The 19135-nt window shown below is 70.8% G+C and carries 16 protein-coding genes; 8 read left to right on the plus strand and 8 right to left on the minus strand.

Going from position 1 to position 19135, the window contains the following annotated elements; all coding sequences use genetic code 11:
* Positions 1–35: 35 nt before the first annotated feature.
* Positions 36–1403 carry a glucose-6-phosphate dehydrogenase gene (locus tag ACLKM7_RS05245; RefSeq protein ID WP_436446108.1) on the plus strand — a complete coding sequence of 456 codons (1368 nt, stop codon included), beginning with the start codon at positions 36–38 and terminating at the stop codon, positions 1401–1403.
* A 27-nt stretch (positions 1404–1430) separates the two neighbouring features.
* Here ACLKM7_RS05245 and ACLKM7_RS05250 read toward each other — a convergent pair whose 3' ends face one another.
* Both ACLKM7_RS05250 and ACLKM7_RS05255 read right to left on the minus strand, forming a co-directional pair.
* Positions 1431–1829, minus strand: coding sequence for a VOC family protein (locus ACLKM7_RS05250; RefSeq protein WP_436446109.1), 399 nt, complete (start codon positions 1827–1829; stop codon positions 1431–1433).
* 111 nt (positions 1830–1940) lie between these two features.
* Positions 1941–2498 carry an ArsR/SmtB family transcription factor gene (locus tag ACLKM7_RS05255; protein ID WP_436446110.1) on the minus strand — a complete coding sequence of 186 codons (558 nt, stop codon included), beginning with the start codon at positions 2496–2498 and terminating at the stop codon, positions 1941–1943.
* Positions 2499–2555: 57 nt separating this feature from the next.
* Between ACLKM7_RS05255 and ACLKM7_RS05260 the strand changes: the two genes are divergently transcribed.
* The 4 genes from ACLKM7_RS05260 to ACLKM7_RS05275 all read left to right on the plus strand — a co-directional run bounded on the left by ACLKM7_RS05260 (position 2556) and on the right by ACLKM7_RS05275 (position 7498).
* Positions 2556–4004, plus strand: coding sequence for an MFS transporter (locus ACLKM7_RS05260; RefSeq protein WP_436446111.1), 1449 nt, complete (start codon positions 2556–2558; stop codon positions 4002–4004).
* 208 nt (positions 4005–4212) lie between these two features.
* Positions 4213–5391, plus strand: coding sequence for a type III polyketide synthase (locus tag ACLKM7_RS05265; RefSeq protein WP_436446112.1), 1179 nt, complete (start codon positions 4213–4215; stop codon positions 5389–5391).
* A gap of 32 nt (positions 5392–5423) precedes the next feature.
* Entirely contained in the window at positions 5424–6128 is a 705-nt protein-coding gene (locus ACLKM7_RS05270; protein WP_436446113.1) for a methyltransferase domain-containing protein, read from the plus strand.
* A 158-nt stretch (positions 6129–6286) separates the two neighbouring features.
* Positions 6287–7498 (plus strand): FAD-dependent oxidoreductase, encoded by a 1212-nt coding sequence (locus ACLKM7_RS05275; protein WP_436446114.1) that lies wholly within the window; start codon positions 6287–6289, stop codon positions 7496–7498.
* A 344-nt stretch (positions 7499–7842) separates the two neighbouring features.
* Here ACLKM7_RS05275 and ACLKM7_RS05280 read toward each other — a convergent pair whose 3' ends face one another.
* From ACLKM7_RS05280 to ACLKM7_RS05290, 3 genes are all read right to left on the minus strand, one after another.
* Positions 7843–8685, minus strand: coding sequence for a UbiA family prenyltransferase (locus ACLKM7_RS05280; protein ID WP_436446115.1), 843 nt, complete (start codon positions 8683–8685; stop codon positions 7843–7845).
* A 763-nt stretch (positions 8686–9448) separates the two neighbouring features.
* On the minus strand, positions 9449–11659 hold the full coding sequence (locus ACLKM7_RS05285) for an ATP-dependent Clp protease ATP-binding subunit (protein WP_436446116.1): 2211 nt from the start codon (positions 11657–11659) through the stop codon (positions 9449–9451).
* A 97-nt stretch (positions 11660–11756) separates the two neighbouring features.
* On the minus strand, positions 11757–13424 hold the full coding sequence (locus tag ACLKM7_RS05290) for a SulP family inorganic anion transporter (RefSeq protein ID WP_436446117.1): 1668 nt from the start codon (positions 13422–13424) through the stop codon (positions 11757–11759).
* 194 nt (positions 13425–13618) lie between these two features.
* Between ACLKM7_RS05290 and ACLKM7_RS05295 the strand changes: the two genes are divergently transcribed.
* Positions 13619–14029 carry a DUF7144 family membrane protein gene (locus ACLKM7_RS05295; protein ID WP_436446118.1) on the plus strand — a complete coding sequence of 137 codons (411 nt, stop codon included), beginning with the start codon at positions 13619–13621 and terminating at the stop codon, positions 14027–14029.
* A gap of 12 nt (positions 14030–14041) precedes the next feature.
* On the opposite strand, the gene ACLKM7_RS05300 is transcribed toward ACLKM7_RS05295, so the two are convergent.
* Positions 14042–15130 (minus strand): GlxA family transcriptional regulator, encoded by a 1089-nt coding sequence (locus tag ACLKM7_RS05300; RefSeq protein WP_436446119.1) that lies wholly within the window; start codon positions 15128–15130, stop codon positions 14042–14044.
* A 277-nt stretch (positions 15131–15407) separates the two neighbouring features.
* Between ACLKM7_RS05300 and ACLKM7_RS05305 the strand changes: the two genes are divergently transcribed.
* Positions 15408–15869 carry a hypothetical protein gene (locus ACLKM7_RS05305; RefSeq protein ID WP_436446120.1) on the plus strand — a complete coding sequence of 154 codons (462 nt, stop codon included), beginning with the start codon at positions 15408–15410 and terminating at the stop codon, positions 15867–15869.
* A gap of 19 nt (positions 15870–15888) precedes the next feature.
* On the opposite strand, the gene ACLKM7_RS05310 is transcribed toward ACLKM7_RS05305, so the two are convergent.
* Positions 15889–17121, minus strand: coding sequence for a glycosyltransferase (locus ACLKM7_RS05310; protein ID WP_436446121.1), 1233 nt, complete (start codon positions 17119–17121; stop codon positions 15889–15891).
* A gap of 6 nt (positions 17122–17127) precedes the next feature.
* Entirely contained in the window at positions 17128–18357 is a 1230-nt protein-coding gene (locus tag ACLKM7_RS05315) for a glycosyltransferase (RefSeq protein WP_436446122.1), read from the minus strand.
* Positions 18358–18483: 126 nt separating this feature from the next.
* Here ACLKM7_RS05315 and ACLKM7_RS05320 point away from each other — a divergent pair, with 126 nt between their 5' ends.
* Entirely contained in the window at positions 18484–19080 is a 597-nt protein-coding gene (locus ACLKM7_RS05320) for a hypothetical protein (RefSeq protein ID WP_436446123.1), read from the plus strand.
* Positions 19081–19135 lie beyond the last annotated feature (55 nt).

Raw genomic sequence — 19135 nt, forward strand, 5'->3', positions numbered from 1 at the left:
CCATCCGTTTCGAATCGCGCGGTAGGTTGGGCGGCATGGCGACCGAGACCACGCTTCTGATCCTGGGCGCCACAGGCGACCTCACCTCGCGGCTGCTGCTGCCCGCGCTCGGGCAGCTGCTGACACTCGAACCGGATCGCCGGGTCCGCCTGCGCGGCTCTGGCATGGAGGACTGGGACGACGCCCGCTGGCGCGAGACGGTGCGGACGGCGTTCGCGACGGGCGGCTTCGAGAAGGCGTTCGACCGGGTGTCGGAGACCACCTACGAGCAGGCCGACATCACCGCGCCGGCCGACCTCACCCGGCTGCTGTCCGACCCCGGCGCGCGGATCGCTCTGTATTTCGCTGTGCCGCCTGCAGTGGCCGCGGCGGCATGCGAGGCGCTGGCCGGCGTCGCGATCCCCGACGGCACGGTGCTGGCTCTGGAGAAGCCGTTCGGCGTCGATGAGGCGAGCGCGCGCAAGCTCAACGAGACCGTCGCACGGCTCGTGCCCGAGGAGCAGGTGTTCCGCGTCGACCACTTCCTCGGCAGGTCGACGCTGCTCAATGTGCTCGGCGTACGGTTCGCGAACCGCGTCTTCGCCCCGGTGTGGTCGGCCGAGCACATCGAGTCGGTCGTGATCCGTTATGACGAGACGCTCGGACTCGAAGGGCGCGCCGGCTACTACGACCGCGCCGGGGCCCTCGTCGACATGATCCAGAGCCACCTCCTTCAGGTGATGGCAGTGCTCACGATGGAGCCCCCGGCGACCCTGCACGAGCGCGACCTGCGCGACGCGACGGGGGCCGTCCTGCGGGCCACGCATGTGTGGGGCGACGACCCGGTCGCCTCGTCGCGTCGCGCGCGTTACACCGCCGGAACGGTCGGCGACCGCGAGCTGCCGGCGTACACGGACGAGGCCGGCGTCGACCCGGCGCGCGGCACCGAGACGCTCGCCGAGCTGACATGTGAGGTGCGCACGGACCGCTGGGCGGGCGTGCCCATCACGCTGCGTTCGGGCAAGGCGCTGGCGGGCAAGGACGGCGAGATCGTCCTCACGTTCCGCCCCGTCAACCACGTGCCTGCCGGCCTCACCGGCCCCGCGCCCGGTTCGGTGCTGCGGTTCTCGCTCGGGCCCGACCGGATGGAGCTCGAGCTCAACGTCAACGGCGGCGACGACCCGTTCGAGCTCGAGCGCGCGATCCTCGAAGCCGACCTCGGCGCCGGCGCCCTCAAGGCGTACGGCGAGGTGCTGTCGGGCATCCTCGATGCCGACGCCGTGCTCTCGGTGCGCGGCGACGCCGCCGAGCAGTCGTGGCGGATCGTGGACCCGGTACTGGCCGCGTGGCACGCCGGCGACGTGCCGCTCGACGAGTACCCGGCGGGTACCCTCGGGCCGGAGGGGTGGCCGCACCTGCCGTGAGCGGCACCCCCGCCCAGAGCGGTCGCGTCAGCCCGTGACAGGTCCGCCCGACATCACCGAGATGACGTTGCCCGCGGGGTCGGTGAACCACGCGATGTCGGGCCCGCCCTCGAAGCCTCGCGAGATCCCCTTCTCGTCGGTGCCGTAGTCCGGATCACTGTAGATCTTGGTCACCACTCCGCGGGAGTTGAGGTCGTCGACGGCGGCCTCGACGTCGTCGACAGCGAAATTCAGCACGGTGAAGACGGCAGGCTCATGGTCGGGCTTGGGGTACACGAAGATGTCGCCCCCTCCGGGCAGCGCGATCGTGAAGCCGCCCACGTCGTCCGCCGTGACGGCGAGTCCGAGCGTGTCGCGGTAGAAGGTCATGGCCTCGTCGACGTCGGGCACGGCGAAGCTCGAGAACGGCCGGTCGGGTGAGAACATGTCCGCCTCCAATGGTCGGTGTCGGGATCAACGATCCTCCTGCGGGCGGGGCGTGTCCAGGGCGTCGTCCACCGTCGGCCGACGCGCGTCCCGCTCCCTCGACGGTGGCGCTCAGTCGGGTGACGGGCTCGTTCCGTGCAACGCGGGCGGGTTGTGGTCGGGGTGGAATGCGAAGAAGAGCGAATACGTCTCGCCGTCGGCATCCGGCCCCCGGTCCTTGAACTCCTGCGCGAGATCATAGAGCCGCTGCTGCAGCTCGGCCTTGTGCTCGTCGTTGAGCTTCAGCCCGAGCCACGTCGTGTCGAGGTCTTCGTCGGCGAGACCCTCGATCTGCTGCAGGAAGGTCTCGACGAGCACGGTGCTGCCGCTCGGCATCGACGTGCGCCACGACAGCCCGGTGGCGCGATACGGCACCTCACGTGCCCCCTGTGCGCCGGCGCGTTCGGGCTCGGCGGCGAGGTAGCCGGTCGAGACGAGGGTGCGCACGTGGTGGAGCATCGTGCCGGGGTTCACGCCCAGGAGCTCGGCGAGCTCCTTGTTGGTTCGCGACTCGAACGCGCACAGCCGCAGCACGCGCAGTCGCAGCGGCGAGCTGAGCGCTTTCATGCGTGCTTCGGCCTCGGGATCGCCGGGGCGAAGCTCGATACGCTCTTCGTGCGACTTCACCATAGAGCGAGCCTAGCGAACCGATTGACAAGTCTCAATCAGTGGCGCAGACTGATTGACATGTCTCAATCAGAGGGGCCGTCGGACGTCGCCGGCGTCGACACCGGAGTCCTCGCCGAGGCTCGGGCAGAGGCCATGACGTCGGTGTCGCGCGCGAGTGCCGAGGACGCCGTCGAGGCGGATCAGGATGCCGCGGCCGCGACAGCCGGGTCCGGCGAACCGGCCGGCCCTGCCACGCCGGCCGCCCCGAAGGGCTCGCTGTGGCGAGACCGCAACTTCCTCACGATGTGGAGCGGTCAGGCTCTCAGCCAGTTCGGCGCGCAGATCACCGAGCTCGCCCTCCCCGTCCTCGCCGTGCTCACGCTGCAGGCGACGGAGTGGGAGGTGGGGCTGCTGGGCGCCGCGCAGGTCGCGGCGTTCCTGATCGTGGGACTGCCTGCGGGTGCGTGGATCGACCGCATGCACAAGCGGCACGTCATGATCTGGGCGGACGTGGTCCGCGCCGTCGCGCTCGCACTGCTTCCGCTGCTGGCCGTCCTCGGGGTACTCGAGATCTGGCACATGATCGCCGTCGCGCTCGTGATGGGCATCGCGACGGTGTTCTTCGACGTGTCGAACCAGAGCATCATCCCGTCGCTGGTGCGCACCGACCAGATCGCCGAGGCCAACGGCAAGCTTCAGTCGACCGAGCAGCTCGCGGGTCTGGCCGGTCCTGCCGTCGGCGGCTGGCTCGTCGGCGTGCTCGTCGCCCCGGTCGCGATCCTCATCACGGTGGCCACCTACGTCACGTCGTTCATCGCCCTGCTGTTCACCAAGGACCACGAGGTGCGCCGCGCCCCCGAGGACCATCAGCCGCTCCACAAGGAGATCGGCGAGGGCCTGTCGTGGGTGTTCGGCAACCCGCTGCTGCGCCGCATCGTCGGCACGACCGGCGTGGCGAACTTCTTCGGCACGATCGCGACGACGCTGCTGCCCATCTTCGTGCTGCGCGAGCTCGGGCTGACCCCGGCGATGCTGGGCATCGTGTTCTCGCTGTCGGCGGTGGGCGGGCTGCTCGGCGCGATCGCGACGCCGCGCATCGTGGCGCGTATCGGTGAGGCCCGCGCCATTCCCCTGAGCGCGATCGCCTTCTGCCTCGTGCCGTTCTTCCTCCCGGCGATCTCGCTCGTGCCGGCGCTGGCCTTTCCGCTGCTCGTGGCGCAGTTCTTCGTCATGAGCTTCACGGTGCTGCTCTACAACATCACCCAGGTGACCTTCCGGCAGCGCATCACCCCACGGCGGCTGCTCGGCCGCATGAACGCCTCGATCCGCTTCGTCGTGTGGGGGGTCATGCCGATCGGGGCACTCATCGCGGGCGCCCTCGGGACCTGGATCGGCACCGTGCCGACCCTGTGGATCGCTGCAACAGGCGAGCTGCTGGCGTGCCTGTTCGTCGTGATCGGCCCGTTCTGGGGGATGCGCGACCTGCCCGATGCCGCGGAGGAGGCGCTGTCCGGCGCCACCACGTGAACGAGACCCGGATGCCCGGCACGTGCGCAGGGCGCGCGCCGGGCATTCGTCATCCGTCCCCACCGGGCAACGCGCCTGCGCCCACACGGCGGGAGGGGCCGTGGGGACGGCGCCTGGAGGGGCGAGGGACCGTGATCCGTCCCCTACCCGGCGGGCGATCATCGCGCAACCACTGCCGTGAGGGGGCTCGGCGTGATTGGGTGGCTCCATGACGGCCCGCATTGTCTCCATCGGCACCGCGGTCCCGCCCGCGCGCATCGCGCAGGATGCCGTGCGCGAGCTCTTCGCGTCGCAGCCCGGCGTCGACCGCCTCACGCGGCGGCGCATCCAGGGCGCCTTCGGCGCCTCCGCGATCGAGCATCGCCACACCGTGCTCGGCGAGCTGGCAGGTCTGCCGCCGACGCCGGGAGGCCCCGAGTTCCTCGACGCTGACGGCACGCTGCGCGCTCCGACGACGGGTCCGCGCAACGACCTCTACACCCGGCTCGCGCCGGGGCTCGGCGCCGAGGCGGCACGCACCGCGCTGACGGATGCCGGGCTCGCGGCATCCGCCATCACCCACGTCGTGACGGTGTCGTGCACCGGCTTCTTCGCGCCTGGCCCCGACTACCGGCTGGTGCGGGATCTGGGACTGCCGACCACGACCGAGCGCTACCACCTCGGGTTCATCGGGTGCGCGGCGGCGCTGCCCGGACTGCGGCTGGCCGCGCGGATCACCGATTCGCAGCCCGACGCGGTGGTGCTCGTGGTGTGCGTCGAGCTGTGCTCGCTGCATATCCGGGCCTCGGCCGACCCCCAGCAGATCGTCGCGGCATCCGTCTTCGGCGACGGCGCCGCGGCCGCGATCGTCGCGGGACCGGCGGCGGTGCAGGATGCCGGCGGCCTGGACCTCGACCGCTTCGGCACCGCGCTCACCGACGAGGGCGAGGACGACATGGTCTGGACGATCGGCGACCACGGCTTCGAGATGGTGCTGTCGGCCGAGGTGCCGCGGATCATCGGGCGTGAGATCCGCGCGGCCGTGGACCGGTTCGTCGGCCCCGATGCACCTGACGCGTGGGCCGTGCACCCCGGAGGCCGCAGCGTGCTCGATCGCGTCGAGGCGGGGCTGGACCTGGATCCGGCCGCGCTCGATGCGTCGCGTGCGGTGCTGCGCGAGTACGGCAACATGTCGAGCGCGACGATCCTGTTCATCCTGCGCGGGCTGCTGCACGACGACACGCTCCCGGAAGGCGCGCGCATCGCCGGACTGGCGTTCGGCCCGGGGCTCACCGTGGAGTCGGCGCTCATGACCCGGCGGCTCGGTCGCGGACGCACGTCGGGCCACGATGCGGTGCGCCAGGACCTCGCCGCCGGGGTGGCACCGGCCCTGGCTGCGCGGGCATGAGCCCGACCGCGACCCGATTGGGGAGCGCGGCGATGAGCCTCGCGGTGCGCGACGACACGCTCGTCGAGCTCATGGACGACCCGCACTGCGACCCACGCCGGCTGCGGGCGACACTGCGCCGCTTCGGTACCGTGAACCGGCTCGTCTCGGGCTGGGGCAGCGTGTATCGCAACCGGCTCAGGCCGCATCTGGCCTCACTCGGCCGGCCCGCCCGCGTGCTCGACCTGGGCTCCGGCGGTGGCGACCTCGTCGCGCGACTCGCGGGCCTCGCGCAACGCGACGGCCTCGACGTGCACTGGACCGGCGCCGACCCCGACCCACGTGCGCACGCCGTCGCGACGGAGCGCGAGGTTCCGCCGACCGTCGCCTTCGTGTGCACGGATGCCGCAGCCCTCGTCGCCGAGGGCCACATCTTCGACGTCGTGCTCTCGAACCACGTTCTGCATCACCTCGGCGCGGAGCTCCGGGCGTTCGCGGCGCAGTCGCTCCAGCTCTCGCGCGGGCTGGTGCTGCACGGCGACATCGAGCGCAGCGGCTTCGCGTACGGGCTCTACGCGGTCGGGATCACGCCCTTCGCGCCGGGAACCTTCCTGCGCACCGACGGCCTGCGGTCGATCCGGCGCAGCTTCACGCGCGGCGAGCTCGCCGAAGCGCTCGCTTCCGATGGGCCGGGCTCCTGGCGGGTCGAGCGGCCCGCGCCGTTCCGGCTCCTGGCTGTGGGGCACGGGCATGGCTGAGGTCACGGGCATGGCTGAGGTCACGGGGGTGGGCCACGGCATCCGTCCCCTTCCGCCGTCCGGCGACCGCACTCATGTGGCCGTTGCTGCGGCATCGGCGCCGCTGTTGCGACACGAACTGCCTCCCGAACGACGCGTAGCCGACGCTCAAGGCGCAGATGCCGCAGGTTCAGGCGCACGCAAGGGACGCGAACTGCCCCTCGAACCGTTCAGCGTGGGGCCCGGGCATGGCTGAGGTCACCGTGGTCGGTGCGGGCCCGGTGGGGATGCTGCTCGCCGCCGAGCTCGCGCGCCGCGGAGTCGATGTCGACGTGCTCGAACGGCGGCCGGCATCGCGTGACGGCTCTCGAGCGATCGGCGTGCACGCCCCGGTGCTGGCCGCGCTCGAGGCATCCGGGGTCACCGAACGGCTGCTCGCCCACGCCGTGCGGGTGCGCCGGGGTGAGGCCCGCTCCGGTGGGCGGCTGCTCGGTGTGGTGCGGTTCGACGAGCTGTCGACGCGCTTCCCGTTCGTGGCGACACTTCCCCAGGCGGCGACCGAGGCCGTGCTGGCCGACGGGGCGCCCGAGCCGCTGCGCGGCGCCAACGTGATGGCGGTCCTGCCGGGCACCGACGGCGTGCTCATTCGCACCGGCGTCCTCGGCCGACCGGTCGAGCAGACGAGCGGGCTCGTGGTCGTGGCATCCGGATCCGGCGGGCGTGACCTCGCCTACCGCGCCGGTGCGGTGCCTGTGCGCGAGTACCGAGATCGGTACGTGATGACGGATGCCGAGACCGGCCCCCGTGCGGACGCCGAGGTCGCCGTGGTGCACCTGGATGCCGCCGGCGTGCTCGAGTCGTTCCCGCTGCCCGACGGACGACGGCGGTTCGTCGCTTGGGATCCGCCGGGCGGCGACCCCGAACCGGGCGCCCTCATCGCACGCATGCGCACGGCGCTCGAGCTGCGGGAGGAGTCGGCGGCAGCGTCCGCGGTGACCGAGGCGACGGCGTTCGGCGTGCGCCGCGTCGTGGCGCCCCGTATGCGCAACGGGCGTGTGTTCGTGATCGGGGATGCCGCGCACGAGGTGAGCCCGATCGGCGGGCAGGGCATGAACCTCGGCCTGCTCGACGCGGCGACACTGGCCCCACTGCTGGCGGAGTGGGTGCGCACGGGCGCGGCGCCCGAGCCGGACCTGCGCCGCTGGGAGGCACGTCGGGTGGCATCGGCGCGGACGGCCGCGCGGCTCGCCGCGGTCAACACCGCGCTGGGCCGCTCGCTGCCGCGCGGCCTCGCCCGGGCCCGGCGTTCCGTGGTGCGCGCGATGCTCGCGCCACCTGCCGCTCGCCTCTTCGCCCACGCCTATGCGATGGGCCTCGACCGCGACTCCTGACGCGGCCACGGCTGGCGCGGGGCGTGCAACCCACCGAGGTTGAGAAACCACGCGCAGGTTGAGAAACCAGGCGTCACAGCGAGTCCCAACCTCTACGCGGTTTCTCAACCTCAAGGCGCGGGGCGTGGGTGAGCACAATGCTCGCGCACCCGCTGGTCGCCGCTCCGCCCACGCCGACGCGATGGGTGTGGGCCGCGCCTCCGACCCGGGATGGGTAGAGGTTCAGAAACCACACGCCGGTTCAGAAACCACGTGTCGCGGTGAGTCTCAACCTCTACGCGGTTTCTCAACCCCTCCGCGCTTCTCAACGTGAAGGCCGGCTTCGGGAGCGGCATGCCGCGGGGTCAGGCGACGAGAGCTCCCCCGGATGCCACGAGCTGCGCCGCGAGCAGAAGCGCTGCGAGCATCACGAGGCGGAAGAGCGCGCGCGTCGGGGGCCGCACCACCGCCCGCACGACAGTCGCGACCGCGAGGAGCGCGACCCCGGAGAAGAACACCCACGAGATCGGCGAAACCGCCGCGAGGTCTCCGCCGGCCGAGCCGAGCAGCACCGCGACGGCACCGGCGACGACGCCGAGCGCCGCGACGACGGCCGACGTCCGGGCGCCGAGCCGGTGCGGCAGCCCCCGCACACCTGTGCGCTCGTCGTCGTCGAGGTCGGGCAACACATTGGTCAGGTGCACCGCAGCGCCGAGCACCGCGCCTGCGATCCAGGCCCACCCCGCGGCGAAGGCCGGCTCGGGCGCCGACAGGGTCGCGAGCGAGGGGAACACGCCGAAGCTCACCAGGAACGGCACGATCGACAGCGGGGTCGACTTCAGTCCGGCGTTGTACGCCCATGCGGAGCCCAGCGTGAGGGCATGTGCCGTCAGCATCCGCCATCCCAAAGGCGCCGACAGCACCAGCGCCAGCGTGAGGCAGACGGATGCCGCCACCCACGCCGCAGGCAGGCTCACGTCGCCGCGGGCGAGCGGCTTGTCGGTGCGGCCGACGGCGCGGTCACGGCCAGCGTCGAGGGCGTCGTTCGAGATGCCGATCGACAGCTGCCCGGCGAACACCGCGACGGTCAGCAGAGCGAGCCTCCACGCCTCGAGGCCGCTCGAGAGTCCAAGGGCGAGAGCCAGCGCAGTCACGACGAGCGTGGGTCCGGGGTGCGACGACCCCCACAGTGCTCGGACGATGCGCACGTTCGATGCTCTCACGCACCGCCCGGCGTGCCCGGTTCCCCTCGTCGCTCACCCCGACGCGAAAACACCAGTCCAGAACGCCGACACGCCGAGGACGGATGCCTCCGCCCGGCGTGTCGCGGTCACCCGCTGGTGTTTTCGCACCCACCACCGCACGCCGGCCACACGCCCACCGCGGGCCGACCACCGCCCGGCGTGCCTGGTTCCCCTCGCCCCCCACGACGCTCACCTCCACGCGAAAACACCAGTCCAGAACGCCGACACGCCGAGGACGGATGCCTCCGCCCGGCGTGTCGCCGTTACCGGCTGGTGTTTTCGCACACACCACCGCACGCCGGCCACACGCCCACCGCAGGCCGACCGCCGCCCGGCGTGCCCGGTTCCCCTCGCCCCCACGACGCTCACCCCGACGCGAAAACACCAGTCCAGAACGCCGACACGCCGAGGACGGATGCCTCCGCCCGGCGTGTCGCCGTTACCGGCTGGTGTTTTCGCACACACCACCGCACGCCGGCCACACGCCCACCGCAGGCCGACCACCGCCCGGCGTGCCCGGTTCCCCTCGCCGCCCGCACGACGCTCACCCCGACGCGAAAACACCAGTCCGGAACGCCGACACGCCGAGGACGGATGCCTCGGCCCGGCGTGTCGCGGTCACCGGCTGGTGTTTTCGCATACTCCACCGCCCCGGCCGCCCGCCACCACACACCACCGCCCGCCGGTCGCGCACGCCACCGCGGACCTCAGGGCGCCCGAACTGGGCTCAGTCGTCGAGCAGCTCGGCCTCGATGACCTCGTCCTCGTCGGCCGGCACCTCCGGCGAGGGCGCGGGGCCTTCGCTGACGAGTGTCAGCCCCGAGCCGTCGGCGGCGACATCCACCCGTACGACGTCGCCGTCGCGTACGCCGCCGCCGAGGATCGCCATCGCGAGGCGGTCCTGGATCTCGGACTGGATGAGCCGGCGCAGCGGCCGCGCGCCGAACACCGGGTCGTAGCCGCGCTCGGCCAGCCACGCACGGGCATCTGGTGTGACCGCGAGAGCGAGGCGGCGGTCCTTCAGACGCCGCTGCAGCGCGAAGACGGCGAGCTCGACGATCTGCGCGAGGTCGTCTTCGGTGAGCGCCTGGAAGATCACGATGTCGTCGAGGCGGTTGATGAACTCGGGCTTGAACGCCTGGCGCACGAGGCCCTGCACCTGCTCGCGCTTCTGCTCCACCGACAGGGTCGGGTCGATCAGGATCGGCGAGCCGAGGTTCGAGGTGAGGATCAGCACGACGTTCGTGAAGTCGACGGTGCGCCCTTGACCGTCGGTCAGACGGCCGTCGTCCATCACCTGCAGCAGCACGTCGAACACCTCGGGGTGGGCCTTCTCGACCTCGTCGAGCAGCACGACCGAGTACGGGCGGCGACGCACGGCCTCGGTGAGCTGACCGCCCTGCTCGTACCCGACGTAACCGGGAGGGGCGCCGACGAGCCGCGAGACGGTGTGCTTCTCGCCGTACTCCGACATGTCGATGCGCACCATGGCGTGCTCGTCGTCGAAGAGGAACTCCGCGAGCGCCTTGGCCAGCTCGGTCTTACCGACGCCGGTCGGGCCGAGGAACAGGAACGATCCCGTGGGCCGGTTGGGGTCGCTGATGCCGGCGCGCGAGCGGCGCACGGCATCCGACACCGCCTTCACGGCGGCCTTCTGCCCGATGAGCCGCTTGCCGAGCTCGGCCTCCAGGTGCAGCAGCTTCTCGGTCTCGCCCTGCAGCAGACGACCCACCGGGATGCCGGTCCATGCCGCGATCACGGCTGCGATGTCTTCGTCGGTGACCTGGTCGTTGACCATGCGGTCGCCGGCGGGCTCTTCGCGTTCGGCCTCGACGAGCTGGCGCTCCAGCGCGGGGATCTCGGCGTACAGCAGGCGCGACGCCTTCTCGAGGTTGCCTTCGCGCTGCGCGCGGTCGGCCTCCATGCGGGCGGCGTCGAGCTTGGTCTTCAGGTCGCCGACGCGGTTGAGCGATGCCCGCTCGCGCTCCCAGCGGCCCTGCAGTTCGCCAAGCTTCTCCTGCTCGGTGCGCAGCGTCTCGCGCAGGGTCGCAAGCCGCTCCTTCGACGCGTCGTCCTTCTCCTTCTTCAGCGCCAGCTCCTCGAGCTTCAGCCGGTCGACGTGGCGGCGCAGCTCGTCGATCTCGAGCGGCGCCGAGTCGATCTCCATGCGCAGGCGCGACGCGGCCTCGTCGATGAGGTCGATCGCCTTGTCGGGCAGCTGCCGGGAAGGGATGTAGCGGTGACTGAGGGATGCCGCGGCCACGAGCGCGGCATCCGCGATGGCCACCTTGTGGTGCGCCTCGTACCGCTCCTTGAGTCCGCGCAGGATCGCGACGGTGTCTTCGACGTTGGGTTCGCCGACGTAGACCTGCTGGAAGCGGCGCTCGAGCGCGGCATCCTTCTCGATGAACTCGCGATACTCGTTGAGAGTGGTCGCGCCGATCATGCGCAGCTCGCCGCGCGCGAGCATGGGCTTGAGCATGTTGGAGGCTGCGACGGACCCCTCACCGCCGCCGGCGCCCATGAGCACGTGCAGCTCGTCGATGAACGTGATGATGCGCCCGTCGGACTCGGTGATCTCTTTGAGCACGCTCTTGAGGCGCTCCTCGAACTGGCCGCGATACATCGCGCCGGCCACGAGCGCCGAGATGTCGAGGGTGACGAGCTCCTTGTCCTTGAGCGACTCGGCGACGTCACCCGCGACGATGCGCTGCGCGAGGCCCTCGACGACGGCCGTCTTGCCGACGCCGGGCTCGCCGATGAGGACGGGATTGTTCTTGGTACGGCGGGTCAGCACCTGGCTGACGCGCCTGATCTCGCTGTCTCGTCCGATGACGGGGTCGAGCTTGCCCTGGCGGGCGCGGTCGGTGAGGTTGATGCCGAACTGCTCGAGGGCGCTCTGCGCGTCCTCCTGTCCGGGCTGCGGGGTGGCGTTCATGTGTCTCCTGAAATCTGCTCACGTTCAAAGTTGAGTCGTGATGGCTCAAGTTTACCAGGCACCGGACGCCGCGGCAATCCGTTCGGCGGCAGGCCCATCATCCCCGCGCGATCTCCTCACGCGCGTCCGCGTACGCGCGGCGCAGCGTCTCGCTCACCCATTCGCCGCCGTGGTACAGGTTCGCCTCGCCGATGTCGTCGACCAGGCCACCCGCGATTAGCTGGTTGATCACGCGCTTCTCGCTCGCGACGATCTTGAGAGAGGCATCCGCCGACGCCAGATCGTGCGCATACCGACGCAGCACCTCGATGAAGGCGAGCCCCACCTCGTCGGTGCCACGGAGCCGGACGATCACGACGGCGCGCCGCGAGTCGGCGCCGATGCGCGGAAGCTGGCGCTCGAACGTCGGTGCGCTGGCGAAGAAGAGGCTGCCGTACGGCTGAAGCACCAGGACCTCGCCGGGACGGACGGATGCCGGCGGGTCGGATTCGCGCAGGCGCCCGTCGTCGGTGATGTGCACCTGACGTACCCGCACGCGGTTGGACTGCTGCGCCACGAACATCACGATCCCGAGGCCGACTCCGACGAGCACCGCGAACTGCAGCGGGATGATCAGGGTCAGCACGAACGTCACCGCCATGATCGTGGTCTGCAGCGCTCCGCTCTTGATCACCGAGAACACGCGGCTCGGCTTGATCGCCGAGATCCCGACCACGATGAGCAGCGCGGCGAGCGCCGGCATCGCGACGAAGGCGACGAGTCCCGAGGCCAAGAGGATCACCAGGGCCATGACTCCGCCGGCGAAGACGAGCGACCAGCGCGTGCGCGCACCGGCGGCCACGACGAGCGCCGAGGCCGACATCGATCCGCCTACCGGCATGCCGCGGAACAGGCCGGCGACGACGTTGCCGACCCCTTGCCCGATGAAATCACGTGAGGCGTCGGCGGGCTTGCCGTCAGGGGTGGGGATGCCGGCCGAGACGCCCGCTCCCTGCACGAGGCCCACGAATGCCAGCGAGACGGCGGGGATCGCGAGGTACGCGATGTCGTCGAGGTTCGGGAGCACGGGTGCCGGAAGACCGCGGGGCACGTCGACGATGTCGTCGAGGACGACCACGGGACCGGCCACCCACAGGTTGAGCAGCCACGCCCCGATCGAGCCGAGCACGACCGCCACCACCAGGCTCAGGCTGCCGACGCGCGTGGGCTGCAGCACGACGATCGCAAGGACCGTGATCGCCCCGACGACGACAGCGGGGATGCTCCACTGGCTGACGTGCAGGATGAGGTCGATCGTCTTGACGATACGGTTCGCGCCCTGCGCGTCGTACCCCGTGAAGTTCGACAGCTGACCCAGCACGATGTTGACGCCGACCGCTGTGATGAATCCCGTCATGACCGCCGTCGGCACGAACCGTACGAGGCGCCCGGCGCGGGCCAGGCCCGCCACGATCATGACGACGCCGGTCAGCATCGCCAGCGTGTAGAGCGCACGATCGGGATCCGGCCTGCTCTGCAGGTCGGCGTCAGCCACCACCAGCGCCATTGCGCCCGTCGCCTGCACGGCCATGAACGTGCTGCTGGTGAAGAAGGCGGCGCCCACCATGCCGAACAGGTAGCCATAGAGCCCGGCGAGCGGGTTCACGCCCGCGAGAAGCCCCGATGCGAGGCCGTCGGGCACGCTCTCGACACCGAGCGCGATGCCGGCCTTGACGTCCTTCCCCAGGGCCTCGCGCGTGAACCACGTCTTCGGATTGAGGCCCATGGGGCCCACGGTAGCGAAGGGCACTCGTCGGTCGCGCGCCCGTGAGCGCGAACGGGCTCGTCAGCCACGGATTTCACACGTCCTGGGTGATGCCGGGCTGCGCGGTCTGCGCCACCTTCGAGATGTGCGGCACACGCCGGTGCCACCTCGCAGGAAGACCGCCCGGCGCCCGCTTCCACGAAAGGACCACGCACATGACCGACAACGACACCACTGTCACGGGATGGGTGGGATGGGGCGTCTTCGCCGCCGTCGTCCTTCTCATCGCCGGCGTCATCGATCTCTTCCACGGCCTTCAGGCCCTCATCGGGCCCGACACCGCCTATTTCGTGGGTGAGGCCGGCCTGTTCTCGCTCGACATCCAGGCGTGGGGCTGGTGGCACCTCATCTCTGGCGTGCTGCTGATCCTCGTCGGCATCGCGCTCCTGAGCGGGGCGACGTGGGCGCGTGTGATCGCCATCATCCTCGTCGCGCTCAACGCGATCGGGCAGCTCACGTTGATCGCTGCGCAGCCGTGGCTGTCGATCGCCGTGCTGGCGCTCGATGTCCTCGTGATCTACGCGCTCACCGTGCACGGGCGCGAACTCAAGGCACGGCGCGGCTGAGCCTCCTGAGGCTCAGGCCACCGGCTCGAGAACGGTTGCCCCGGCATTCGCTTCGGCGGGTGCCGGGGCTGGCCCCATTCGCCCGGGGGCTCCGAACGGCGCGTCGGCGGCGTTGGGAGTGGGCGTCGGGCCCGCCATCTCGTGCTCGTCGGTCGTGCAGGAGAAGCGGGCACGGTAGGCCGTCGGCGTCGTGCCCAGCACCCGGGCGAAGTTCTGCCGCAGCACCGCCGCCGAACCGAATCCGCTCTCGTACGCGACGCGGTCAAGGCCCAGGTCGGTGGATTCGAGCAGACGCTGAGCGTGGATGATGCGCTGCCGTGAAAGCCACGCGGCCGGCGTCGCACCGAAGTCGGCCTTGAACCGGCGGGCGAAGGTGCGTGGCGACATGTGGGCTTTCGACGCCAGCTGCTCCACCGTGAGGTCGAGGCGCAGATTGTCGAGCATCCAGTCCGTGACCGGCGCGAGCGACAGCGAGGTGGTGGCGGGGAGCGGCTTGTCGATGAACTGCGCCTGACCGCCGTCGCGCTGGGGCGGCACCACCATGCGCCGTGCGATCTTGTTGGTCAGCTCGGCGCCGAGCTCCTGCCGCAGCAGGTGCAGGCACGCGTCGAGGCCGGCGGCGGTGCCGGCGCTCGTGATGATGCGGCCGTCCTGCACGTAGAGCACGTCCGGGTCGACATCGACCTTCGGGTACATCTCTGCCATCTTCTGCGCGTACATCCAGTGCGTCGTGGCCTTGCGTCCGTCGAGTACGCCCGCGGCGGCGACGACGAACGAGCCGCTGCACACGCTCAGTACCCACACGTCCCGGGCGACGGCGTCGCGGATGACGTCGAGCACGCGCTCATCGGTGTGCGCCCAGTACTGGTGCGGAACCGGAGACACCACCACGAGGTCGGCCTCGTACGCGAACGCGAGGTCGTTCTCGACGTTGATCGAGAAGCCCATCTTCGACGAGACCTGGCCCGGCTCGGGCGTGACGATGCGGAAGTCGAAGTTCGGGATGCCGTCGTCCGAGCGATCCAGTCCGAACGCCTCGCATGCGACGCCGAACTCGAACGGCGCGAAGCCCTCTTGGACGATGCAGGCGACGGTCTTCATGGGCGGCTCTCCCGGTGTGGCAGTTTTCGTACGATGTGTGTCCATCCTGCCACTCGTGGCAGTGATCACGCAAGCGTAGCGTTTCTGCCATGTTCATCGCCATCGCCTTCGCTGTACTCTCCGCCTTCGCCCTCGCGTCGACGGTCGTCGCGCTCCGCACGGACGGCCGCCGCCGCATCCCGACCGACCGCACGCGTCTCCCCTGAGTCGGCCCCGCCCGCTCGAGCGGGCAAGCGTTCTCACAGCATCGCTATGCTCCTCCCGGGAAGGAGCACACATGTCCACGCCGTCCACTCCGCAGGGCCCGTCGCCGTCATCTCATCAGGGGCAGTACGCGCCTCCGTATCCAGGGGCCCATCCGACCGGGCAGCCTCAGCAACCCGGTGAATCGCAGTGGGCGGTCGCCGGGCGGTCCTCCCAGAGCAATCGCGCCGGGCTGATCTCCGTGATCCTCGCCGGCTGCATCCTGCTCAGTCAGCTCGTGTCGGCGCTCGCCCAGGCCGCGGTGATCGGCGGCAACACATACGAGGCCCTCGGTGTCGTCAACATCGCCTTCGCGATCATCGACTCCCTGCTCGCCATCGGCGCGATCATCGTGGGCGCGATCGGGCTCGCCGCCAAGGGCCGACCCAAAGGTCTCGCCGGCATCGGTCTCGGCGCCGGCATCGCGACACTCTTCTCGGTCATCGTGTTCTCAGCGATCTATCCGATCGCGATCCAGGTGGTCAGCGCGTTCTAAGCCGCCGGGATTCGCCGGCTCAGCCGGTGACCCGCTCGTACACCTCGACCATCGCCGCAGTCCGCGAGGACTGGCGGAAACGCTCCCGGATCGTCGGGTCGGGAACGACCGGCGCACCCCCGGCGATCTCGGATGCCGCAGTGCGCAGTGCGTCCGCGAGCGCGGGCACCGACGCATCCGGGATCCCCCTCGGGAACGCGTCGCCGACGGGCCAGTACCCCGCGCCGAGCTCGGCCGCCAGGTCGGGGTCGCTCACGACGGACGACGTCCCGAGCGCCGCGGCCTCGAAGATCGTCATGCCCTGCGTCTCGAAGCCGATCGAGGTCTGCACGACGGCATCCGCGCGCGCGATCTTGCGCAGTGTCTCGGCGTACGGCATTCGTCCCGCGAAGACGACCGTCGCCCGCGGGGACAGCTTCTCGATGAGCCGGCGCGCGGCGCGCAGCTGACCCCCGCCCCCGATCAGCTCGACCTCGGCGTCGACACCCGAGGCGGCGACCGCCTCGAGGAACGGAAGCAGGCGCTTCTCGGGGCTCATCCGCCCGAGCCACACGAACCGCGGGCGCCCCGGCATGCGCTCAGCACTCGACGACGCGAGGATCCCGTCGAGCAGCTCGTCGTCGATGCCGTTCCAGATCACATCGACAACGGGCGGGGCCGGCGGCACGACGCCATGCTGCTCGAGGCGGCGGGCGAAGTGCGCCGACGGGGCGGTCACCGCATCCGCCCGCTCGGCGAAGCGGCGCAGGTACGACCAGCCGTCCCGGCCGGGCTTCGTCTCGGACGCGACGCCCAGCACGCGTCGCTGCCACGCGTTCAGCACGCGCAGCACGAGCTTCGGGAACGGGGCAGTCGCCCCGATGCCCACGTCGAGCCGGTTGTGCATCGTGTGGACGATCGGGATGCCGTGGCGCCGCGCGAAGCGATAGCCGATGAGCGCGCCCCAGAAGTCGGCCTGGACGTGCACGACGTCGACCGGCGGGCGGCCCTCCAGCGCGGCATCCACCCATCGGTCCGTGCGCCGGCCCGGCCACGACATCGAGTACTCGCGATCGAGCGTCACCGGGATCGACGGGACGTCGAGATACGCGGAGTCGGCCGCCGCCGAGCGGGCGCGTGGCCCGTGCATCGCCGGCGCGACGATCGTGACGGTGTGACCGGCCTTCTCGAGGAACCGACGCTGCAACCGCATCGAGACCTGTGCCCCGCCGAGCGTCTCGGCGTGCTGGTCACCGAACATCACGACGTGCACGGGCGCCTACTCGGGAAGAGGCTCGTCGCGGTACAGCGCTTCGAAGGTGTCGAGCGTGCGGCGCATGTCGTGAACCTTCACGCCCTCGAGCGAGGCCCGCTGCATGCGCAGCCGCTCGTCGGGGTCCTGCGTGAGGACGGTGGTGAGCTTCTCGGCCAGATCCTCGACGTCGCCCGGACGGAACAGATAGCCGTTCTCGCCGTCGTGCACGAGGTGCGGCAGGGCGACGGCGTCGGCGGCGACGATCGGCAGACCCGACGCCATGGCTTCCATCGTGGCGATGGACTGCAGCTCGGCGATCGACGCGATCACGAACGCGCTGGCGCGCGAGAGGAAGCCACGGAGCTCTTCGTCGGTGGTGTGGCCGTGGAAGGTGACGCGTCCGTCGAGCCCGAGCTGGGCAGCGAGCTCTTCGAGGTTGCGGCGCTGGTCGCCGTTGCCGACGATGTCGAACGTCACGTCCAGGGCAGGATCCAGCGTCGCGAGCGCCCGCAGGATCACGTCGATCTGCTTCTCGGTCGTGAGCCGGCCCACGAAGACGAGGCGGTGAGCGTCGCGAGGCGTGAGGTCGGGCGTGTAGTTGGCCGCCTCGATGCCGCAGCTGATCGGGATCACGCCCTCGATCGCGATCGTCCTCTCGAGGAAGTCCGCGGCGCGCCGCGTCGGCGTGGTCACGGCGCGGGTGAGGCCGAATGTGCGCTTGGCGTCGTCCCACGCGAGCTTGATCGCGATCTTGTCGAGGAAGGGCGGCAGCGTCGTGAAGTCGACGATGTTCTCGGCCATCACATGATTGGTCGCGACCACGGGGATGCCGCGCTTGTGCGCCTCACGGGCGAGACCGCGGCCGATGACGATGTGCGACTGGATGTGCACGACGTCGGGCTTCACCTCGTCGAGCACGCGGCGGGCGTAGTGCTTCGACATCCACGGCAGCACGAAGGTGAGCCAGTCGTGCGGCGGCCAGCGCCACGACGGCAGTCGGTGGATCGTCATCTGGCTGCCCTCGATCACCTCGGTGAAGGTGCCGTGGTTGCGGTGCCCGGCGCTGGGCGCCATGACCTGCACGTCATGACCGCGGACGACCAGCCCGGCGGCGAGGCGCTCGGCGAACCGCGCGGCTCCGTTGACGTGCGGAAGGAAGGTGTCGGCGCCGATGAGGATCTTCAGCGGGCGCGCCGACGGACTCGGCGGCCGGGCCTCGGCGGGTAGGTCGGCGGGCGTCGCAGGATCGGTCACGGGATGGGGGCCTGTCTCTGACGGCGGGGGCGCGCGGCGGTGGGGTCGGTGACGCGCGGATCCACTGTACCCGAGGGCGGTGCGATGCCCCGGGAACGTGCAGGGTACGCCCCGTACGCTGGTGGCATGCCCCGACTTCAGGCCGATGCCGACCCGAATCTGTGGGTCCCGGTGACAGAGTCCCTCGGCTTCCGCGGCCGCCGGCACCGCAAGGCGGCGATCCGGATGCTGCTGAGCCAGGCGAGCGGCGCGCTCGGCGGCGAGGCGCGCCCTGGCAGCGGCGTGGCCGCGTGGGCGATGAGCCAGGCCGCGCCGTTCCTGATGCGCAAGGCCGCGGGACGCGTGCTGGTCTGGGTGTGGAAGGCCGACGCCGAGCTGGTCGTGGCGATGGCGCAGATTCAGCAGGCGACCAACGAGCTGCGTGCGGCCCGCGCCATGATGCCGATGGAGTACGACGACACCCAGTCCTTCCGCAATCCCTTCCTGGGCGTGGGCGAGAAGCTCGAGATGCCGCTGCCCCCGGATGCGCGCCAGCCACCCTTCGCGACGTACACGTGGGACACCGGGACGCACTTCGTCACGCTCACCGCGGTCTGCTCCGACCGCGAGCGCTTCGGCACCGTGATCGGCTCGGTCGACGACCTGGCGCGCACGCTGCGCGTCAACGACGACCTGACCCTGGGCGAATCGCCCGAGGTGCTGCGGATAGAACCCGGACACTGATCCGACGACGGCGGCTCGATTGCCGCTAGCCTCGGGATCGACATCCAGGAGGCGC

The organism is Microbacterium sp. I2, assembly GCF_051364985.1.
GTDB lineage: Bacteria > Actinomycetota > Actinomycetes > Actinomycetales > Microbacteriaceae > Microbacterium.

What these genes read in the sequence shown, in the direction of transcription:
- ACLKM7_RS05275 (WP_436446114.1), top strand. Translation starts at nt 6,287, where the DNA reads ATGCCGCAGGTTCAGGCGCACGCAAGGGACGCGAACTGCCCCTCGAAC.
- ACLKM7_RS05270 (WP_436446113.1), top strand. Translation starts at nt 5,424, where the DNA reads ATGAGCCTCGCGGTGCGCGACGACACGCTCGTCGAGCTCATGGACGAC.
- ACLKM7_RS05295 (WP_436446118.1), top strand. Translation starts at nt 13,619, where the DNA reads ATGACCGACAACGACACCACTGTCACGGGATGGGTGGGATGGGGCGTC.
- ACLKM7_RS05305 (WP_436446120.1), top strand. Translation starts at nt 15,408, where the DNA reads ATGTCCACGCCGTCCACTCCGCAGGGCCCGTCGCCGTCATCTCATCAG.
- ACLKM7_RS05265 (WP_436446112.1), top strand. Translation starts at nt 4,213, where the DNA reads ATGACGGCCCGCATTGTCTCCATCGGCACCGCGGTCCCGCCCGCGCGC.
- ACLKM7_RS05245 (WP_436446108.1), top strand. Translation starts at nt 36, where the DNA reads ATGGCGACCGAGACCACGCTTCTGATCCTGGGCGCCACAGGCGACCTC.
- ACLKM7_RS05300 (WP_436446119.1), bottom strand. Translation starts at nt 15,130, where the DNA reads ATGAAGACCGTCGCCTGCATCGTCCAAGAGGGCTTCGCGCCGTTCGAG.
- ACLKM7_RS05320 (WP_436446123.1), top strand. Translation starts at nt 18,484, where the DNA reads ATGCCCCGACTTCAGGCCGATGCCGACCCGAATCTGTGGGTCCCGGTG.
- ACLKM7_RS05285 (WP_436446116.1), bottom strand. Translation starts at nt 11,659, where the DNA reads ATGAACGCCACCCCGCAGCCCGGACAGGAGGACGCGCAGAGCGCCCTC.
- ACLKM7_RS05290 (WP_436446117.1), bottom strand. Translation starts at nt 13,424, where the DNA reads ATGGGCCTCAATCCGAAGACGTGGTTCACGCGCGAGGCCCTGGGGAAG.
- ACLKM7_RS05260 (WP_436446111.1), top strand. Translation starts at nt 2,556, where the DNA reads ATGTCTCAATCAGAGGGGCCGTCGGACGTCGCCGGCGTCGACACCGGA.
- ACLKM7_RS05255 (WP_436446110.1), bottom strand. Translation starts at nt 2,498, where the DNA reads ATGGTGAAGTCGCACGAAGAGCGTATCGAGCTTCGCCCCGGCGATCCC.
- ACLKM7_RS05250 (WP_436446109.1), bottom strand. Translation starts at nt 1,829, where the DNA reads ATGTTCTCACCCGACCGGCCGTTCTCGAGCTTCGCCGTGCCCGACGTC.